17 protein-coding genes are annotated in these 19,493 nt (G+C 66.2%); 6 read left to right on the top strand and 11 right to left on the bottom strand.

The genetic code is table 11. The annotated features are described in order from the left end of the window. Positions 1-51: 51 nt before the first annotated feature. The 4 genes from G3N98_RS08710 to G3N98_RS08695 form a co-directional block, all read right to left on the bottom strand. Positions 52-1,038, bottom strand: coding sequence for a TauD/TfdA family dioxygenase (locus G3N98_RS08710; RefSeq protein WP_206147934.1), 987 nt, complete (start codon positions 1,036-1,038; stop codon positions 52-54). A gap of 76 nt (positions 1,039-1,114) precedes the next feature. Then, positions 1,115-2,425, bottom strand: a complete 1,311-nt coding sequence (locus G3N98_RS08705; protein ID WP_206147933.1) for a diaminobutyrate--2-oxoglutarate transaminase family protein — start codon at positions 2,423-2,425, stop codon at positions 1,115-1,117. 207 nt (positions 2,426-2,632) lie between these two features. Further along, the gene (locus G3N98_RS08700) at positions 2,633-3,583 is read right to left on the bottom strand and encodes a UDP-glucuronic acid decarboxylase family protein (RefSeq protein WP_206147932.1); all 951 of its coding nucleotides are present in this window, start codon (positions 3,581-3,583) and stop codon (positions 2,633-2,635) included. Between the two features lie 155 nt (positions 3,584-3,738). Then, positions 3,739-4,584: an alpha/beta fold hydrolase gene (locus G3N98_RS08695; RefSeq protein WP_241025813.1), complete on the bottom strand. Its 846-nt coding sequence runs from the start codon at positions 4,582-4,584 to the stop codon at positions 3,739-3,741. Between the two features lie 380 nt (positions 4,585-4,964). On the opposite strand from G3N98_RS08695, the gene G3N98_RS08690 reads away from it, so the two are divergent. The 3 genes from G3N98_RS08690 (at position 4,965) to G3N98_RS08680 (ending at position 8,220) form a co-directional block, all read left to right on the top strand. After that, positions 4,965-5,375 carry a VOC family protein gene (locus G3N98_RS08690; RefSeq protein WP_206147931.1) on the top strand — a complete coding sequence of 137 codons (411 nt, stop codon included), beginning with the start codon at positions 4,965-4,967 and terminating at the stop codon, positions 5,373-5,375. Positions 5,376-5,648: 273 nt separating this feature from the next. Further along, entirely contained in the window at positions 5,649-7,214 is a 1,566-nt protein-coding gene (locus G3N98_RS08685; protein ID WP_206147930.1) for a methyl-accepting chemotaxis protein, read from the top strand. A 475-nt stretch (positions 7,215-7,689) separates the two neighbouring features. Next, positions 7,690-8,220, top strand: coding sequence for an OsmC family protein (locus tag G3N98_RS08680; RefSeq protein WP_206147929.1), 531 nt, complete (start codon positions 7,690-7,692; stop codon positions 8,218-8,220). 197 nt (positions 8,221-8,417) lie between these two features. On the opposite strand, the gene G3N98_RS08675 is transcribed toward G3N98_RS08680, so the two are convergent. The 3 genes from G3N98_RS08675 to G3N98_RS08665 are packed head-to-tail and all read right to left on the bottom strand — an operon-like array spanning position 8,418 to position 11,094. Then, complete coding sequence (locus tag G3N98_RS08675; RefSeq protein ID WP_206147928.1) at positions 8,418-9,239, bottom strand: ABC transporter ATP-binding protein; 822 nt, start codon at positions 9,237-9,239, stop codon at positions 8,418-8,420. Further along, positions 9,236-10,090: an ABC transporter permease gene (locus tag G3N98_RS08670; RefSeq protein WP_206147927.1), complete on the bottom strand. Its 855-nt coding sequence runs from the start codon at positions 10,088-10,090 to the stop codon at positions 9,236-9,238. Before G3N98_RS08670 ends, G3N98_RS08675 begins: the two co-directional genes overlap by 4 nt. A gap of 11 nt (positions 10,091-10,101) precedes the next feature. After that, positions 10,102-11,094: an aliphatic sulfonate ABC transporter substrate-binding protein gene (locus G3N98_RS08665; protein WP_206147926.1), complete on the bottom strand. Its 993-nt coding sequence runs from the start codon at positions 11,092-11,094 to the stop codon at positions 10,102-10,104. A gap of 347 nt (positions 11,095-11,441) precedes the next feature. Here G3N98_RS08665 and G3N98_RS08660 point away from each other — a divergent pair, with 347 nt between their 5' ends. Further along, positions 11,442-12,869 carry an MFS transporter gene (locus G3N98_RS08660; RefSeq protein ID WP_206147925.1) on the top strand — a complete coding sequence of 476 codons (1,428 nt, stop codon included), beginning with the start codon at positions 11,442-11,444 and terminating at the stop codon, positions 12,867-12,869. Between the two features lie 262 nt (positions 12,870-13,131). Here G3N98_RS08660 and G3N98_RS08655 read toward each other — a convergent pair whose 3' ends face one another. Together G3N98_RS08655 and G3N98_RS08650 are read right to left on the bottom strand one after the other, a co-directional pair. Next, the gene (locus G3N98_RS08655; RefSeq protein WP_206147924.1) at positions 13,132-14,526 is read right to left on the bottom strand and encodes an LLM class flavin-dependent oxidoreductase; all 1,395 of its coding nucleotides are present in this window, start codon (positions 14,524-14,526) and stop codon (positions 13,132-13,134) included. Beyond that, a complete protein-coding gene (locus G3N98_RS08650; protein WP_206147923.1) occupies positions 14,523-15,800 on the bottom strand; it encodes an acyl-CoA dehydrogenase family protein in 1,278 nt (425 codons plus the stop codon). The genes G3N98_RS08655 and G3N98_RS08650 overlap by 4 nt, the downstream gene beginning before the upstream one ends. A 292-nt stretch (positions 15,801-16,092) precedes the next feature. Between G3N98_RS08650 and G3N98_RS08645 the strand changes: the two genes are divergently transcribed. Next, positions 16,093-17,331 (top strand): SfnB family sulfur acquisition oxidoreductase, encoded by a 1,239-nt coding sequence (locus G3N98_RS08645; protein ID WP_174975318.1) that lies wholly within the window; start codon positions 16,093-16,095, stop codon positions 17,329-17,331. 205 nt (positions 17,332-17,536) lie between these two features. Here the strand turns inward: G3N98_RS08645 and G3N98_RS08640 are convergent, their stop codons facing one another. Further along, on the bottom strand, positions 17,537-17,944 hold the full coding sequence (locus G3N98_RS08640) for a DUF3224 domain-containing protein (protein ID WP_206147922.1): 408 nt from the start codon (positions 17,942-17,944) through the stop codon (positions 17,537-17,539). Between the two features lie 168 nt (positions 17,945-18,112). Here G3N98_RS08640 and G3N98_RS08635 point away from each other — a divergent pair, with 168 nt between their 5' ends. Beyond that, positions 18,113-18,757, top strand: a complete 645-nt coding sequence (locus G3N98_RS08635; RefSeq protein ID WP_206147921.1) for an HD domain-containing protein — start codon at positions 18,113-18,115, stop codon at positions 18,755-18,757. A gap of 17 nt (positions 18,758-18,774) precedes the next feature. On the opposite strand, the gene G3N98_RS08630 is transcribed toward G3N98_RS08635, so the two are convergent. After that, entirely contained in the window at positions 18,775-19,482 is a 708-nt protein-coding gene (locus G3N98_RS08630; protein ID WP_089476325.1) for an Imm50 family immunity protein, read from the bottom strand. Between the last annotated feature and the right edge of the window lie 11 nt (positions 19,483-19,493).

The following is a 19,493-nucleotide window of genomic DNA, read 5'->3' as shown; positions in this document are numbered from 1 at the left end:
TTCGCGCACTTGATCAATACGGATTGTTGTTGAGGTGCACGCTCGCGCTTGCTAACGATCGGCGCTTCCTGCGAGGTCGGGCGCGTACGGGTCCAGCAGTGACACGACGACCTTGCGCTCGCCTTCGAACGGGTTGCGGCCATGCGCGAAGCGCATGTTGTCGACCAGCAGGACGTCGCCTCGTTGCCATGGGAACGTGATCGCGCATGCGCGGAACGCGTGGCGGATCTGCTCGAGGTCGGCGAGATCGAATGGACTCCCGTCGCCATGGCTGGCATTGCGCGGAATGCGATCCTCGCCGAACAGGCTGACGATCGAACGGGCGAGCGAGGCTTCCAGGTTCGACAGATGGAACAGATGGGCCTGATTGAAGAACACCCGGTCGCCGGTGACCGGATGGTAGGCCACGCCCTGGTTGACCTGGGCGGTGCGCAACGTGTCGTCGTCGAGCCATTCGTGCTCGATGCCGTTGTTCGCGCAGAAGGCGGCAACCTGGCTGCGGTCGCGGGTCTGGAATACGGTTTCCCACGGAATGTCGACGTGCCGCCGGTAGTGCCTGACATAGCGGACCTGCTTCGCCTCGAACTGATCCAGGAGGCGTGGCCCGATCCGGCGGCTCACCTCCCGCATGTCGGCAATCGGCGTTTCGCCGCCGGTCGCGGCCGGCGTCAGGCAACAGAATGCGACTCTCAGCGGCCAGCTTCGTTGATACGCGTTTTCGCAATGAAGGGCGATCGTCTCGCTCGGCGGATACTCGGTCGCGGTGAAGATGCCGTTGCCGATCGAGGTGCGCGGCGTGGAACGATAGACGTAGTCGGACTGATGGGCCGACATCGCGTGAGCAAACGCTTCGAAGCCGCCCACGGATGAAACGTCGAAGCCGCGAAACAGCAGTGCGCCATGTTCCAGCAGCCGGGATTCGAGTGCCGCCCGGTTGTCGTTCACCGCCTGCGCGAGATCACGGCCGTTCGACACGGGTTCCAGCAGCCACGGCGAGCTACCCTCGGCAAGCAGCTTGCGTTCCGTCATGCCCAGCATCGTCAATAGTCCTTTCCTGTTCGTGGATCACGGCGAAACCGAACGGGTCGGCCGGCGTGGTCGCGCCGCGTTGCGGCTATGCACGGCAGGCCGTTTCCACGGCATGCTCGAAGCGATTGAGGATTTCGTGGATATCCGCTTCCGAAACGATCAGCGGCGGCAGGAACCGGAGTACCGCGCCGTTGCGGCCGCCGGTTTCGACGATGAGCCCGTTTTGCAGGCAGTTCCGCTTGATGGCTTTTGCCCGTTCAGTGTGGGGCGGGCCGGTTCGTCCATGGGTGCCGGGCACGACGACTTCAGCGCCGATCATCAGGCCGCGGCCGCGAATCTGGCCCAGGCACGGAAAGCGTTCGGCAAGCCCCTCGAGGCCGGCCACCAGCAGCTTGCCGACCCGGTCCGCGTGTGCCGACAGATTCTCCCGTTCGACGATGCGCATGGTCGACAAGCCGGCCACCATCGCAATCTGGTTGCCTCGAAAGGTGCCGGCATGCGCGCCGGGCGGCCAGGTGTCCAGGCGCTCGTCGTAGACCACCACCGATAACGGATAGCCGCCGCCGAATGCCTTCGACAGCACCAGGACGTCCGGCCGGATGCCGGAATGTTCGACAGCGAACAGCGCGCCGGTTCGACCGAGTCCGGTCTGCACTTCATCGACGATCAACGGGATTTCATGCCGCAGCGTCAGCTCACGCAACTCGATCAGCCAGGTGTCGGGAGCGGGGATGCAGCCCCCTTCGCCTTGCACGACTTCGACGATGATGGCCGCAGGTTTGGTGATCCCGCTCTCGGGATCGGACAGGACGGTCCGGATGTAGTTGATGCTGAGTTGATCGGTCGCCGAGCCGTCGGTGCCGAACGGGCAGCGAAAGGCATAGGGATAGGGCAGGAAATGAACGTCGCGTCCATTGCCGCCGGCCGATTTCGGCGTGAGGTTTCCCGACACGGCGAGTGCGCCGGCCGTCATGCCGTGGTAGGCGCCGTGGAACGCCATGATCGTCGGGCGGCCCGTATAGTGCCGGGTCAGCTTGATCGCCGCTTCGACGCCGTCCGCCCCACTCGGGCTACAAAACTGGATCTTGCCGGGTTCGGCGATCTTCCCGGGCAGGAGCGAGAAAAGCTGCTCGACGAACGCATGCTTGGCCGGCGTCGCCAGGTCGAGTGCCTGTTGCATCTGATCGGACGACAGAAACCGCATCACGGCTTCATTGACTTCCGGGTGATTGTGTCCGAGCGCGAGCGTGCCCGCATTCGACAGGCAGTCGATGTATTCCTGCCCGTCGGCGTCGCGTACGCGCATGCCCTTGGCATGGGTAAACAGCCGCGGGAAAGAGGTTGCGTAGGTTCGCGCGTTCGATTCGACCTGCTTAAGATACTCGAGTTTTTCCATGCGCGAAGATCCGGCTTGCGAGGCGGATTGATGGACACTGGCGCACGAGAATCGCTTCATCCTGGCCAATGGTGTTAACGGTACGACCGGATTGGAGCATGGTCTCCGTATCACGTCTGTCACGTAAAAATGGGACAGCGGCCAGGCGACGTCACCCCGTCATGCCATTGCCTTCCGATCGTCGAAGCGGGGCTTCCAGGTGCGACGTCAGGCAGCGAGGGTCGAGCAGAAATAATCGATGGTCCGCCGCAGCCCCGTTTCGAGCCCGACCGTCGGTTCCCAGTCGAGGTGGGCGCGTGCGAGGCTGATGTCGGGGCAACGTTGGGTCGGATCGTCCTTCGGCAGCGGACGGAACACGAGCCGCGACTTCGAGCCGGTCAGGCGCAGGATGATCTGCGCCAGTTCGCTGACCGCGATCTCGTGCGGATTGCCAAGGTTGATCGGGCCGGTGAGCTCTGCGGGCGTGGCCATCATCCGGATCAAACCGTCTACCATGTCGTCGACATAGCAGAATGCCCGGGTCTGGCTGCCGTCGCCATACAGCGTGATGTCGTCGCCGCGCAGCGCCTGCACGATGAAGTTGGACACCACGCGGCCGTCGTTGGGATGCATGCGCGGCCCGTATGTGTTGAAGATGCGTACCACCTTGATGCGTACGTTCTGCTGGCGGTGATAGTCGAAGAACAGCGTCTCCGCGCAACGTTTGCCTTCGTCGTAGCAGGCGCGCGGCCCGAGCGGGTTGACGTTGCCCCGGTAACTTTCCGGTTGCGGGTGCACGTCGGGGTCGCCGTACACCTCGCTCGTCGAGGTTTGCAGAACGCGCGCATGCGTGCGCTTGGCGAGCCCCAGCATGTTGATCGCGCCCATCACGCTGGTCTTGGTGGTCTGCACGGGATCGAATTGATAGTGGATCGGCGAAGCCGGGCAGGCGAGGTTGTAGATCTCGTCCACCTCCACGTACAACGGAAAGGTGACGTCGTGACGCAGCGCCTCGAAGCTCGGGTTGCCGAGCAGCGCCGCGACGTTCTGCTTCGTGCCGGTGAAATAGTTGTCGACGCACAAGACGTCGTGACCGAGTTCGACCAGGCGCTCGCAAAGATGCGAACCGAGGAAACCCGCGCCACCTGTTACGAGGATTCGCTTTCGATTACGTTGCACAATGGCACTCCAAGTATCGCGCGCCGGGAAGCGACGCGGCCTCCCGGCTTGCCTGACCGTCCCGCGGCTTCGGCAGGGGAGCGGATCAGGCGCGCGGGTCTTTTCATTCGACGGTCACGGCACCGGCCGGCACGCCGATCGCGAGGATCGGCCCGTCATGCCTGCAGTGCGCTCGACGCGGCGTGCTCCACGCGCCGCAGGCGGGCCGCGATGATGCCGGCCATCGTCCGCATTTCGTTTCTCAGAAAGAAATGATCTCCTTCGATGACGTGAAAATCGAAGCGCCCGGTCGTCGCGGCGCCCCAGCCGGCAACGGCATCGACGGGGACCTCGTTGTCCCCCCGGCCCGCGAATGCGGTGATATCCACTGCCAGCCGGGGCCCGGGCACGGGCCGGTGGTTTTCGATCAGCGTGAAATCCGCACGCAGCGCCGGCATCAGCAGCGCCATCAGTTCGCTGTTGTCCAGCACCGCTTTCGGTGTGCCGCCCATCTCGCGCAGCGCATCGATGAAGGCGCGATCGTCCAGCGCCTGCATGCGCCGATCGTGGCGCTGCTTGCCCGGTGCGGCACGCGCGCTCACGAACAGATGCCGCAGGTTCGGTCGTGCGTGCGCGGGAAGCCGCAGGGCCAGTTCGGCCGCAATCGCCGCGCCCATGCTGTGTCCGAGCAGCGCGAAGGGACGATCGAAGCAGTCGTCCAGGTCGCGCAGCAACGTGTCGACCAGCGTCGACATGTCTCGGATGGCAGGCTCGGACAGGCGGCCGCCCCGGCCGGCAAGTTCATGACGGCGCACTTCGATGCCGGGCAACAAGGTTTGCAGCGCGCGGTAGACGGCGGCCGAGCCGCCCGCATACGGAAAGCAGATCAGACGCATGCGGGCGGGTACTCGAGTGGCTCGCTTGCTGCCGGCGCACAGGCGATCGCGCTGTGGAAATTCACGTGTTCGGCGTTTTTCACCATTCAGGTTCCAGTCGTTGTTGGCATGGCGATGCGTCGGCAAGCCTCACTTGGAGCGCAACGGGTGCGGCAGCGACGGACGTGTTGGTTTACGCGTCGATAGCCGATTCGTCGTCGCTGTGTACAAGCAGTGCGTCAAGCACATCGGAATTCATCGAAGCAGTGATTGGCTTCATGAACATTCAAGGTGCGCGCGCCGCCTGGAGTCGGAATGCGCCCGATCCGGTTGGGCATGAGTTAAACATGAGGCCGCGCGGATGTATGTCGTAGGAAGAGGGGACGCGCGTCGTCGGACATGTCGAATCCGTCCCTATCTGAATGGAGGGCGGCGTGGACACCGCGGAGTGCAGCGTCGCCCCCTTTGCCGACAGAGGCCGCCCGGCGCACAATACCCGTCGGAAATCTCTTCGGAGGCTGCCCGACATGGCCAGGTTCCAGCCCGATGGATGGCACACCGTCACGCCCCGGATCGTCGTGCCGGATCCTGAAAACCTGATCGAATTCATCCGAACGGTATTTCACGCACAGGGCGAGTACCGCCCGGGGTTGCCCGCGGAAATCAGGATCGGTGATTCCGTCTTGATGATCAGCGGGGAAGATGGCCTGCGTGAGCCGATGCCGGCATTCCTGTACGTGTATGTCGAGGATGCCGACCTGACCTACCGGCGGGCGCTTGCAGCGGGTGCGACCACGCTCGAAGCCCCCGCCGACATGCCATACGGCGACAGGCGGGCGATGGTGCGGGATCCTTGGGGGAATCGATGGCAGATCGCGACGCATCAGCGCGACCTGTCGGTGGACGAGATTCGTTCGAGGCTGACGAACGGCGGCTAGATACCCGTCGGAGTGCGTCGAAGTGATCAGGATGCCTTTCTTCACTCCCAGATGATCGTGGGCACGGCTTCGCGCCCTCGTCACGTACCGCTTCGCCCCTGCCCCTGTCGCAATCGTCAAGATTCACGTCGCGTATCGGTAAAACCTCCCCGTTCCCGCCGCCGTTAACCCGTTCGCAGCCCATGCGCCCCGTGTTGCGATACGGCGCGCGTCTTTCGTGATCCGGAATCCACATCCGCCGCTGGCCGCGCCCGGCCGGCGCAAGGGAACGTCATGCGAAAACAACTCACTATCCGTGGTGGCCTCGTCGCGACCATCGCCGGCTATACCGTGCTGCTCGTGCTGGTGGTCGGCGCGAGCATCGCGGCCCTCTATATGGGCAACGGTTCGCTCGAGGCGATGTACCGCGACGACACCGCGTCGCTGCTGCACCTGAAGACCAGCTCCGAGCGGATGCTCGTGCTGCGCGAGCGCATGAGCGACGTCGCGCAGATCATCAGCGCCGGCCGCTCGGGCAAGGAAGAGATCGCGAAACTCCGCACGCTCCTCAAGCAGAGCAACGACGAACTGGATGCCTATGCGGGGCTGCACGCGCGCAACGCCGACGAGCAGGCGCTGTTCGACACGCTGCAGAATCGCCGTCGGGCGTTGCTCGACCGCGTGTTCCTGAAGGCGCTCTCGCAACTCGACGGCGACGACGGTTTCGGCTTCCTCGACACGCAACGTACCGCACCGCCCGAGCTGTTCGCCGCCTACCAGGAGGCGATCGATGCGCTCGAGGCGTTCCAGGTCGCGCGCGAAAAGGCGCGTTATGACGCGGCCGGCGTGCAGTTCCACCGGATCGTGTGGGGGATGGCGGCGGTCGCGGCCTTCGCACTCGTCGTCGGCTTCCTTGCGCAGCGCGTGCTCGCGAAGGCGATCATCGAGCCGATCAAGCTCGCGGTCGACCAGTTCGAGAAGATCTCGACAGGCGACCTGACCGGAACGGTCGTCGTGCCCGGCGAGAACGAGATGGCCTATCTGCTGCATGCGCTGAAGCGGATGCAGGACGGCCTCGTCGACACCGTGAACCAGGTGCGCACGAGCACGGAGACGATCGTCGGCGACGTCCGCACGATCGCGAGCGGCAACGTCGACCTGTCGGCGCGCACCGAGCAGCAGGCCGTCTCGCTGCAACAGGCGGCGGCGAGCGTCGAGCAGCTGACGGCGGCCGTGCGCCAGAACGCGGACAACGCGCGCGATGCGCGCACCTATGTCGAAGGCGCGGCCGGCATCGCGTCGCGCGGCGGCGAGGCGATGCAGCGCGTGGTCGAGACGATGTCGGCGATTTCGCTCAGTTCCACGCGGATCTCCGGGATCGTCGGCGTGATCGAAAGCATCGCATTCCAGACCAACATCCTCGCGTTGAATGCTGCCGTCGAAGCCGCGCGCGCCGGCGAGCAGGGGCGCGGCTTCGCGGTCGTCGCGACGGAAGTGCGCGGGCTCGCGCAGCGCTGCGCGTCGGCGGCGAAGGAGATCCGCGAACTGATCGGCCATTCCGCGCAGCGTGTCGAGGACGGCAGCGGCCTCGTCGCACTGGCCGGTTCGGCGATGGCCGAGCTGGTCGCGGCGGTCGAGCGCGTCAATACGATCATGAGCGAAACCGGCCAGGCGTTCGAGGAGCAGGCGTCGGGCATCGAGCAGGTGAACGCCGCGGTCATCCAGATGGAGCAGACGATGCAGCGCAATGCCGCGCTGGTCGAGGAGGCCGCGGCCGCCGCGCTGTCGCTCGACGAACAGGGCGCGCGGCTGAGTGCGGCGGTTGCGCAGTTCCGTCTGCGTGACGAGGCGCTCGCCTGATGCACCGCTGCGGGTGGCGGTGCTGGATCGTCGGGCAGGACGGGTGTCCGACGCGGTGCATCGGAGTCGAAACGGCACATTTCCGGTGCGGACTTCCTGACTGCCGATGTCGACGCGATCCCTGCACCGGCGCGATGAAGCACGACGATCGGCCGATCGCCGAACGCGATGCGACGCGGTCTGCGTTCAGGGGCCGCGAGGCAGCACGGCGTCGCCGCGATCCTTGCCGGTCAAGGCGGACGGACAATTTCTCCAACGTTCTCCACAGGGTTATGCACGGAAATTGTGGATAACTCGAGGGGATGAACGACAGCCGAAAATTGCCGAGCGCGTGTGCCGCAATGCGACATCACTTCCTGCGAATTGCTTTGCTGGATTGATCGTTTCGTGGCAATCGGGGAAGGGAATAGCATGAAGCTCCCTCTCGATTGGCCGCCGTATGCGCGGCCGGTCATTGCGACCGTATCGGCCCGACATGACGACACTGAACGACTATCTCGAACAAAAGCGCGACGCGTGGCTCGCGAAAAAAGAAGCCGCCCGCAACAATCCCGAACTCAAGGCGACCCCGCTGAAAGCGACCGTGCGCGCGCTGGGCCGCAGCGGCGTGCGGGAGATCCGCATTCGCGACTTCCAGGTGATCAGCGACAGCCCGCCCGATTTCGCGGGCTACAACCTCGGGCCGGCGTCGCCGGAGCTGCAGCTCGGCGTGCTGGGCAGTTGCCTGACGCACATCACGCTGATCCAGGCCGCGGAGCGTGGCCTGAAGATCGACTCGATCGAGGTCGAGGTGACCGGCGACCAGCATCCGCTCGCGCAGCAACCGGGGTTCGAGCATGTGCCGGTGTTTCCGCACAACCTCCGTTACACGCTCGATATCGTGTCGCCCGAACCGCCGGAGACGATTCGGGCATTGCATCAGGCGGTCGAGGCCATCTGCCCGATCTTCAACCTGCTGCGACTGCCGCAAACGATCGACGGCGAGTTGCGGCATACGCACGGTTGAAGTGCGCCCGGTGGGTTGCAGCATGTCACCTCGCTGAGCGGTGAGCAGGCGCGCGACACCTCGCGCACCGTGGCGGCGCTCCGATACGGCTGCGATTCCTGCAGCATCGGTATTCGATGACGGATGCGTCGCCCCGGCGCTGAACGCGTGCCGAATCGGGGCCGGGCGACGCCGGTCGTGAATCGGCCGGCGCGAAGTCAGGCTTCGGAGGCCTGAAGGTCGCGCGTTCGGCGCGTCGTCTCGTCGGCACGATCCTGGAGCTGCTGGAATGCGTCCAGCAGCCGCGCGCGCAGCACGGCCAGCGTCGGGTCGCGTCGATCGCGCGGCCGGGCGACCCCGACGTGGATCTCGTCGTCGATGCGGCCCGGGTTGGGCGCGAGCATCAGCACGCGATCACCGAGATACAGCGCTTCGTCCAGATCGTGCGTGACGACGATCGCGGCCGTCCGGTGCCGCGCGACGACATCGAGCAGCAGCGTCTGCAACCGCATCCGGGTGATCGCATCGACCGCGCTGAACGGTTCGTCGAGCAGCAGCAGGTCGGGCTCGCCGAACAGCCCGCGCGCGATCGCCGCACGCTGCGCCATTCCCCCCGACAACGTGGCCGGCAGTTGCCGCGCGACCCCGGCCAGGCCGACTTCGTCGAGCAGCCGTGCGACGGCCGGCTCGCGCCCGCCGCGCGGGCCGGCCGCAAAGCCGACGTTGTCCGCGATCGATAGCCACGGCAGCAGCCGCGGCTCCTGGAAGATCACGCCGGCGCGCGGTGACGGGCCGTCGAGCGCGACGCCGCCCAGCTTCACGCTGCCGCGGTAATCGGTGTCGAGGCCGGCGACGATCCGCAGCAGCGTGCTCTTGCCGCAACCGCTCGGGCCGACCACGCAGACGATCTCGCCGCGCGCGACCTGCAGCGGGACATCGGCGAGGATCGTGCGATCGCCGTAAAGCTTGCGGGTGATGCGCACGTCGAGCAGCGGTGTCGCGGTGCGCGCCGCCGTGTGTGCGGAAGAACGTGTGCTCATTGCGACCTCTTACGGGGCGTGGGGTCGAATGCATCGCGCCAGCCGAGCCAGCGCGACTCGATGCGCGCCATCGCGCCGTCGGTCAGCTTGCCGAGCAACGCCAGCAGCAGGATCGCCCCGAACACGAGATCGGGGCGCCCGGTTTCGCGGCCGTCGCTCAACAGGAAGCCGAGCCCGCGCGTGGCCGCGATCAGTTCCGCGGCGACCATGAACATCCACGCGAGGCTGAGGCCGGTGCGCAAGCCGGTGACGATCTGCGGCAGCGCGGCCGGCAGCAGGATGCGGCGGAACAGCGCGAACGGGCCGAGCCGGTACACCGCGCCGAGTTCGACGAGCTTGCGGTCGACGTCGCGTATGCCGGCGACCACCGCGAGGTGGACCGGGAAGAAGGCGCCGATGGCGATCAGCGTGATCTTCGGTGCTTCGTCGATGCCGAGCCACAGCAGCAACACCGGCACCCATGCGAGCGACGGAATCGCGCGCAGCGCCTGGAACGTCGGTTCGAACAGCGCGTCGATCCGGCGGCTCAGGCCCATCGCCGCGCCAACGACGAGGGCGAGTCCGGCGCCCGCCGCAAACCCCGCCGCGACCCGCAGCGTACTCGCGCCGACGTGGCGCGCCACGCGCGTGACGCCGAGGCGGGCGAGCGTGTCGAGAATCTCGCTCGGCGCCGGGACGAGATGATTCGGCAGCCAGCCCTGCCGCACGACGACCTCCAGCAACGCGAGCGCCGCGAACGGTAGCGCGAGGCCCGCGATTCGCCACCGGCGAAGCGGATCGCGCCGGCCGGCGGCTGGCGAAGCGGGGCGGCGGGGCGCGAGCGTGTCGTCGCGGGCGGCGGTGTCGGTCATGGGCGGCAGCCTCAGCGCGATGCGTCGACGACCGGCCGTGCGAACGACGGATCGATCAGCGTATCGACGATCTTCGCGGGATCGACGCCGGGCTTGGTCAGCTGTTCGGCCGTCAATACGGGGGCGGCGGCCTTCAGCGCCGCGCGCTGGGTGTCGCCGGGAACGGGATCGCTGAAGTCGTTGCGCTGCAGCTGCAGTTTCGCCACCGGCAGCGACACCTTCGATTCGTCGGCGACGATCTGCGCGGTGTCGGCCGGATGCGCGACGATCCACTGGCGCGCGCGATCGTAGACCTTCAGTACGCGCGTGACCGCCTGCGGGTACTGGCTGGCGAACGCGTCGCGGACGTTCAGGAAGCCATAGGTGTTGAACGCGACATTGCGATAGAGCAGGCGCGCGCCGTCGTCGAGCTGCGCCGCGGCCATGTGTGGATCGAGGCCGGCCCAAGCATCGACCTGGCCGTTCGCGAGCGCGGTGCGCCCGTCCGGATGCTGCAGGTTGACGATTTCGACGTCGTCGCGGGTCAGGCCGACCGTGTGCAGCGCGCGTAGCGTGAACAGGAACGGATCGGTGCCGCGCGTCGCGGCGATTTTCTTGCCCTTCAGGTCGGCGAGCGAGCGGATCGGCGAATCCTTGCGGACCACCAGCGCGGTCCACTCGGGGCGCGAGAACACGTAGACCGTATGGATCGGGTTGCCGTTCGCGCGCGCGAGCACCGACGCGAGGCCTGCTGCAGAACCGAAATCGACCGCACCGCTGTTCAGGTATTCGAGCGCACGATTGCTGCCCAGGCTCAGCACCCAGCGAATCGACGTGCGGTCGGCCTTGAATTCGTCTTCGAGCCAGCCGAAGTGGCGGATCACCAGGCTCTCCGGTGAGTAGTACGCGTAGTCGACGCGGATCTCCGCGGGCGTCGCGGCGCGTGCATGCACCGAAACGAGGCTGGCGAACGCGGCAACGACGAGGGCCGCGGATTGCCACGCGCGGGACCAGGACAGCTTCATCGGGGATTCTCCGGAAGGGCGGCAAGGCGCCGCGAACAGGCAGGGTGACCGGTCAATGTAACGAAGCATCGGCGCGCCGTGAACGAAGCAATTCGCGATTGAACATGCACGCTGCTGCTAAGCGTGGATGACGAGCAACTTTATGACGCGGGCCGATTAATTTATCGATTTATATCGCTTGGGATAACGGAACCGGGAGAACAGAATGCGTGCTGCCGGAACGTGATGGCGTCGCGTGTCGAGCGGCGTCTGGCCGTGCATGGTCTCTGTCGATCGCGAATGAATATGCCCGACTTCCGGCTCCATGCGGACATCGCCGGTCATTCGGCGTAAAACTAAGGAATACGATGAGTTCGATCGATCTGAACGCCGTCACCCCGGTTTCCTCACCCATTCGCTCGGCAAGCGACGTCGCGCGCCTGATCAACACGGTGGGCAGCTCGGTCAGCCATGCCCGGATGATCGTGCTGCTGGCGCTCGGCGGCGTCTTTCTCGACGCGTACGACCTGACGACGCTGTCCTACGGAATCGACGACGTGGCGCGCGAGTTCGGCCTGACACCGGCGCTGACCGGGCTGGTCGGGTCGGCGATCATGATCGGCACGATCTTCGGCAGCCTGATCGGCGGATGGCTGACCGACAAGATCGGCCGCTATCAGGTGTTCATGGCCGACATGCTGTTTTTCGTGGTCGCGGCAATCGCGGCCGGGCTCGCGCCGAACGTCTGGGTGCTGATCGGCGCGCGCTTCGTGATGGGGCTCGGGGTCGGCATCGACCTGCCCGTCGCGATGGCGTTTCTCGCGGAATTCTCGAAGTTCAACGGCCGCGGCAACAAGGCGTCGCGGCTCGCGGCGTGGTGCCCGATGTGGTACGTGGCGTCGTCGGCCTGCTTCCTGCTGATCTTCGGGCTGTATTTCCTGCTGCCCGCCGAGCATGCGGGATGGCTGTGGCGTGCATCGCTGATCTTCGGTGCGGTGCCGGCGCTCGTCATCATCCTGTTCAGGAACCGGTTCATGAACGAGTCGCCGCTGTGGGCCGCGAACCAGGGTGACCTGGCCAATGCCGCGCGGATCCTGCGCGAGTCGTACGGGATTCATGCGCACGAAGCAGAGGACGCCCGACGCGCGCCGAGCCAGCCGCCCGTGCGCATTCGTGTGCTGTTCCAGCGCCCGTACCTGGGGCGCACGATCGTCGCCAGCGTGATGAACCTGTGCATCCCGTTCGAATACACGGCGATCGCGTTCTTCCTGCCGTCGATCCTGTCGCAGTTTCTCGGCGCGGGCGTGTTCGAAACGATCGCGGCGTCGCTGGCGCTGAACGTGCTGTTTGCGTTCACCGGCGGCTTGCTGGGCATGCGCCTTGCCCATCGCCATGCGTCGCGCCATGTCGCGATCGCGGGCTTCGCGCTGCAGTTCGTCGCGCTCGTGGCGCTCGCGCTGGCAGGGCATCCGCATGGCGCACTCGCGATCGGCTTCGTGCTGTTGATGCTCGGCACCTGGCTGTTCGCGGAAGGGTTCGGGCCCGGTGCGCAGATGATGATCTATCCGACGCTGTCGTATCCGGCGGCGATCCGCGGCACCGGCGTCGGCTTCGGGCGTTCGCTGTGCGGCATCGGCCAGGCGCTCGCGCTGTTCGTGCTGCCGATCCTGCAGGCGCGGCTCGGCACGGACATGTTCTGGGTCGTCGCGATCAGCGCCGCCACGCCGATCGTGTTCCTGTTGATCGTGCGTTATGAGCCGACGGCGCGTGATATCGATGACGACGGCGCTGTTTGAACGCGATCGAGGTCGCTCATCGTCAGGGAAACGCGCGCACGGTGGGTGCGCGCGTCGTCGTGGGTTGCCGCAGCCGCACGTTTCGCCCGCTCGATGGACGAGCGCGGAAGCACAGCCCGCATCGGGTGTCGAATGAGGGGAGAGGGGTGATCAGGTGGCGGCGTGCCGGGCGCGTGGTGGCCCGACGCACCGGTTGTTGCTCATCGTGAAGCCGGCCGGCCCGCACACAGCAGGCCGACCAGCCGCCGAATGGTCGTCACGCTCAGGCGGCTACCCGCTCGGCATCGCGCTTGACCTGCTCGATGTCGCGATACTGCGCGGCCGGATGCTCGTCCGGCAACCGCGCCGACCCGCCGAACAGTTTCTCGCGCAGCGTGCCCGGCGCATAGCCGGTCGGATACACGCCACGCCGCTGCAACTCGGGCACGAGAAAACGCACGACGTCCTCGAAGGTTTCGTGCGCCACCGCATACGCGAGGTTGAAGCCGTCCACGTCGGTGGCGGCGACCCATTCCTGCAGGATGTCCGCGACGGTCTCGGCCGAGCCGACGAACACCGGGCCCAGGCCGCCGATGCCGCCCCAGGCCGCCAGTTCCTCGATCGTCCACGCGGTGTCACCGCCCGCGAGGTGCTCGACCGCCGACACGATCGCATTCGTTTCGACGCGCCGGACGGGATCGTTCGGTGCGTACTGGCCGAAGTCGATGCCGGTCCAGCCGGACATGAACACCAGCGAGCCGTCATACGACACGTACTTGCGGTACTCGTCGAACTTGGCCTGCGCCTTCTCGTCGGTTTCGTCGACGATCACGGTGACGAGGTTGTAGATCAGGACCTTGCTCGCGTCGCGCCCAGCGGCCGTGGCCTGCGCGCGCACGTCGGCCACGTAGCGCGCGAGCTGCGGGCGGGTCGGCGCGGCGACGAACACGCATTCCGCATGCTGCGCGGCGAACACCTTGCCGGGGCCGGACGCGCCGGCCTGGAACAGCACCGGCGTGCGCTGCGGCGACGGCTCGCACAGGTGGTAGCCGGGCACGTCGAAGAAACGGCCCTTGTGGCCGATCTCGTGCACCTTCTCCGGATGCGTGAACACGCGGCCGTCGCGATCGCGCACGACCGCGCCGTCTTCCCAGCTGCCCTCGAACAGCTTGTACAGCACCTCGACGTATTCGGCCGCGACCGCATAGCGGTCGTCGTGCGTGCGCAGGCCGTGATCGCCGACGTTCTTCGCGCCGCTTTCGAGGTAGGACGTGACGATGTTCCACGCGAGCCGGCCCTTCGTGTGATGGTCCGCCGTCGACAGCCGGCGTGCGAACGTGTACGGGTGCTCGAACGTCGTCGATGCGGTGATGCCGATGCCGAGATGCTCGGTCGCCATCGCGATCGGCGCGGCGAGCTGCAGCGGATCGTTGACGGGGATCTGCGCGGCCTGGTGCAGCGCGTGGTAATTGCTGCCCTTGTAGACGTCGTAGTAGCCGATCACGTCCGCGATGAAGATCGCATCGAAAATCCCGCGTTCGAGCACACGGGCGAGGTCGGTCCAGTAGTCGAGATCCTTGTATTGCCACGACCGGTCGCGCGGATGGGCCCACAGCCCGGGCGACTGATGGCCGACGCAGTTCATCTCGAACGCATTGAAGCGGATGGTCTTGCTCATTGGGCGGCTCCTGTTTCTGCGTGCGTGCTCGTGTTTGAACTCGCACCCGGGCCGTTGCCGATCTGCCAGACGAACGGCGGCGTGCGCCCGTTGATGACCCAGTCGCCGACGATCCGCGCCTTGTAGACGAGCGGATTGTGCGACGACACGGTGCGCGCGTTGCGCCAGTGACGATCGAGCGCCGTCGTGCTGCGGGTCGCCGACGCGCCGAGCGCGTCGAACAGGCGCGTCGCCGCGCGCAGCACGAGGTCCGACACGACGAGCTGACTTTGCGCGGATTCGATCTCGGCCGCGACGTTCGCATCGTGCTCGGCCGCCTCGTCGCCGCCGAAGTGCGCCTCGTAGGCCCGTTGAAGCGGCTGCGCGGCGCGCAGCGCGAGCGCGTCGGCCGCATAGGCCCACGACGCGATCTCGCCGATCACCTGCTGCAGCTGCGCGTCATCGGCCGCGCGCGGGGCGTTGCCGTGGCTGTACACGCGGGTGCGGCGGCGCACCAGGTCGCCCGCGTCGCGCACGATCGCGTGGCCGATGCCGGCCAGCGTCGCGACGTGGAAGAGCTGGTAGAACGCCGTCTGGTACTTGAAGCGTCGCGCGAAGTCGATCACGTCCCGCGCGTCCACCGCCGCGTCCTCGAAGCGCGTGGTGCCGCTGCCGGTCGTCGTCTGGCCGAAGCCGTCCCAGTCGTCTTCGCGAATTACGCCGGGCTGCGCGGTCGAGACGGCGACGATCACGTCACGGCCGTCGTCCGCGCGTTGCGCGAACACGTCGATCCAGTCGGCGAACAGGCTGCCGGTGCTGTAGAACTTCCGGCCGTTCAGCATGAGCCGGCCATTCTTTTCCGACACCTTCGTGATGGTCTGGCCGAGCGCCACGTCGCCGGTTTCCGTCCATGCATTGCCGACGAGCTGGCCGCTCGCGAAGCGGTCGAACCAGGTCTGGCGATCGGCGCCGGGCGGCGCGTTCAGCCAGTCCTCGACGAACGCGAAGTGCCCGCGCAATGCCTGCGGCAGATTGGAATCGGCGGTCGCGAGCTCGGTCAGCAGCCGGAACAGCTGCGGCAGCGACGCGCCGGCGCCGCCATCGCGCACCGGCAGCCGCACGGCGCCGAAGCCTGCGGCCTTCAGCCAGCCGATCGCCTCGTGCGGCAGCTCGCGGCGCCGTTCGCGTTCCGCGGTGCCGGCCGCGATGCGTTCGAAGATCGGCCTGAAGCGGCTGGCAAGCGCGTCATAGTCAGTGCCGGTGGAAAGTTCGGTTGCTGCGGGAGACGAAGTCATGCGGTGATCCTTGAAAGGCGGGGCCGTCGATGCCGGCAGGCCAGTATAGGAAGCACGCTGCTGACGATCCAATAACGGATTCGTACATCGTTATCGTCACCGGGCATTACGCGGGCGAGGCGGCGTGGCATCGATGCGGGGGCGTCGATATCGTCGCTGACGCGTGGTGCATTGCGGGCCGCGCATTGCATCGTTTGTCATGCGAAGGAATATCGTTGTGCGAATCGCTCGGTTTGCCGGCGTGCGCGGCGCTGCTAGATTGAATGTTTCCGTCAATCCGCAGGAGAACCCGATGTCAGAGACGAGCGCCACGATCCAGGAACGGCCGGCCGATACACAACCGCAAGCGGCCCGCGTGATCGCCGACGACGCGCAGGCCATCGCGGCCGCGCACGCGCTTGCGCAGCGGCTCGCGGAAGGCGCGGCCGAGCGTGACCGGGAGCGCCGGCTGCCCCGTGACGAGATCGAATGGTTCTCGCAGTCGGGGCTGTGGGCCATCACCGTGCCGAAGGCTTACGGCGGCGCGGGCGTGTCGCACGTGACGCTGACCGAGGTGGTGAAGATCGTCGCGGCGGCCGATCCGTCGCTCGGGCAGTTGCCGCAGAATCATTTCGGGCTGGTCGACGTGATCGCGCTGACCGGCACCGACGCGCAGAAGCGCCACTTGTTCTCGGAAGTGCTGAGCGGCAAGCGGTTCGGCAACGGCTTTTCGGAGAAAGGCACGAAGCACGTGCTCGACCTGAAGACACGCGTGCGGCGGGACGGCGACGATTACGTCGTCGACGGCACCAAGTTCTATTCGACCGGCGCGCTGTTCGCGCATTACGTGCCGGTGCTCGGCCTCGACGACACGGGGCAAGCGTGGCTCGCGTACATTCGCCAGCCCGCGTCGGGGCTGACCGTGATCGACGACTGGTCGGGGTTCGGGCAACGGACCACCGCGAGCGGCACCGTCGTGCTCGACAACGTGCGCGTGCCGGCGTCGCACGTGCTACCGGCGCAGCGCGTGTCCGACCTGCCGACGCTGAACGGCCCGCTGTCGCAGATCATCCAGGCCGCGATCGACGCGGGCATCGCGAAGGCCGCGCTCGACGATACGCTGGCGTTCGTGCGCTCGCGCACGCGGCCGTGGGTCGACAGCGGCGTCGAGCGGGCGGCCGACGATCCGTTGACGATTCGCGAGGTCGGCCATCTGCACATCCAGCTGCATGCGGCGGAGGCGCTGCTCGAGCGCGCGGCGCGTACGCTCGACGAGATCGCGGCGCGCGGCGACGTGACCGAGGACGACGTCGCACGCGCATCGGTGGCGGTGGGCGAGGCGAAGGTGCTGACGACGGAAATCGCGCTGCTGGCGGGCGAGAAGCTGTTCGAGCTGGCGGGGACGCAGTCGACGCTGGCCGAGCACAACCTCGACCGGCACTGGCGCAATGCACGCACGCATACGCTGCACGATCCGGTGCGCTGGAAATATCACCTCGTCGGCAACTACTACCTGAACGGCGTGCGACCGGCGCGCCATGCGTGGAATTGAACGCGTGGCGATCGTGGTGTCATGGCTCGGTGACGGATGAGTGCGTCATCGCGGTCGAACGCATCCGCGTGTTCACGTGCGAAACCGGCAATGCGTTCGTCGAAGCGCAATTGCCGGGTATCGGGCAGATGAATGCTGCATGGAGGGCGTCATTGCCCCGGCGCGGCGACCACACGAAGCAGCCGTATCGGCTGCATGAGCCGGCTTACCGAGGCGATTCCGGCAACGTGTAGTCGAAGCGGTACGAATGCAGGCCGTTGTCGATGGTGATGATCATCGAGCCGGCGAGCCCCAGCAATTCTCCCGTGCCGGAATCGGGCACGACGGTGATCGACTGCTGCGGCTGCCCGCGAGCCATGGTGGAGCTGTGCTGCAGGACGAAACTGCCGTGGCGGCCGCCCAGCGCGCCTTGCACGGTTTCCATTGCCACATAGCCGGCGGAGCCCGGGATGCTGCTTCGAAACGCTAGCATCTCTCCCTGGCTGACGGCTTCCAGGTCGCCGTGATACTGCTTGTCCAGCGACATGCGGCCGAGCCCGGTCTGTTCCGCGACGGCACTCAGGGATTCCGGATTCAGCTTCACTTCAAACGGACCATTGGCCAGCAGTGTCATTGCAGCACTCCTCGTCGAATTGGCAACCCGCACTATAAGCCAACCGGGTTCTGCTGGAGGTTGTAGTTCGCTTGATATACCGGAATCAAGGGCGGATCGGATTGCGGATCGTATGCCGCGCGGCGCTTGCGGCGATAATCGGCGTCCCGATCTCGACCGCTTTCCCCGATGACTTTCCCTGCGTTCGCACCCTTTCAGGATCTGGCCAACACCTTGCTGGCGCACTGGCGGGATGCCAATGGCGACGGCTCGCACGACACGTCGCATCTGCAACGCGTGTGGAAGAACGCGGCCGCGATCCACGCGCAGGAGGGTGGCGACGCGGAGGTGCTGTTGGCGGCGACGCTGCTGCACGACTGCGTGGCGGTGGAGAAGGATTCGCCACTTCGCGCGCAGGCATCGCGGCTGTCGGCGGAAAAGGCCCGGCAGGTGCTGAAGTCGCTGGACTGGCCGGATGCGAAGATCGACGCGGTTGCACACGCGGTCGAGGCGCACAGTTTTTCGGCCGGTGTCGCGCCGAAGACGATCGAAGCCAAGGTGCTGCAGGACGCCGACCGGCTCGATGCGATCGGCATGGTGGGCGTCGCGCGGTGCTTTTATGTCGCGGGCCGGATGGGCAGCGCGTTGTACGACCCGGCGGATCCGCACGCATCGGCACGGGCGCTCGACGACACGCGATTCGCGATCGATCACTTCCGCACGAAACTGCTGAGGCTTTCAACCGGTTTTCAGACCGTCACCGGTACGCGTATGGCGATCGTTCGCCGCGATCGATTGCAGCGCTTTCTCGACGAGTTCTCCGACGAAATCTGACTGTGCCGATGTGGCTTTCAGGTGCCGACGTCGTCTGCAGCGCAGGGCTCGATGCGGATGACGGTCGCGGCACGACAGTAGAGCAGGATCCCGAAGCCGGTCGACGGATACAGGTCGATCTGGATGCGGCCATCGTCGCAATGAGAAAACCGCAGATCGTAAATCCACGACGGGAGCGCGACATTTTCCGTCGCGAACTCGGTTCCCTCTACGTCCTCGAACAGGAACGTAATCCGACAAGGCGTTTGCGGCCCCTTCCATGCCGGATTGTCTTGCCCGGCATGACGGATCGTGAGTTCCATATCCGTTTGCCATCCCCCGTTCACGTTGACCCGGCGCAGTGCGATGGCCAGTACCCCGGCGTCATGAAATTTCGGCCAGTAGCCATAGACGCTGCGTATCAGCCACGCATGCTCGACCGCGCTCTCGTCCGTCTCCTTGCGGTTTCTGTATTGATCCGATTCCCACGACTCGGGCAAGTCCTCGACCATCGCTTCGAGCTGCTTGACCAGATACCGTTCCGCTTCTTCGAGCGAGCCCCGGAAATCGAGCGTGGTCGCCGCGCAGCCGATGCGGCCGTGGTGCGCCGCCTGCACGATCTCGTAGCCGACGGTGATCGCTCCGTCGCTGTGCGGGCTCAGGTAGTAGCCGATGTCATAGGTCAGCCGGCGCGCATTCTGCCGAACGTAGTGGAGCGTGTTGGGGTAGTTCGACTGAAGCGGCATGCTGTTCTCTC

Origin of the sequence: Burkholderia sp. Tr-20390 (assembly GCF_017104595.1) — a bacterium.
Lineage (GTDB): Bacteria > Pseudomonadota > Gammaproteobacteria > Burkholderiales > Burkholderiaceae > Burkholderia.
This window is presented reverse-complemented; position numbering and strand designations above follow the sequence as displayed.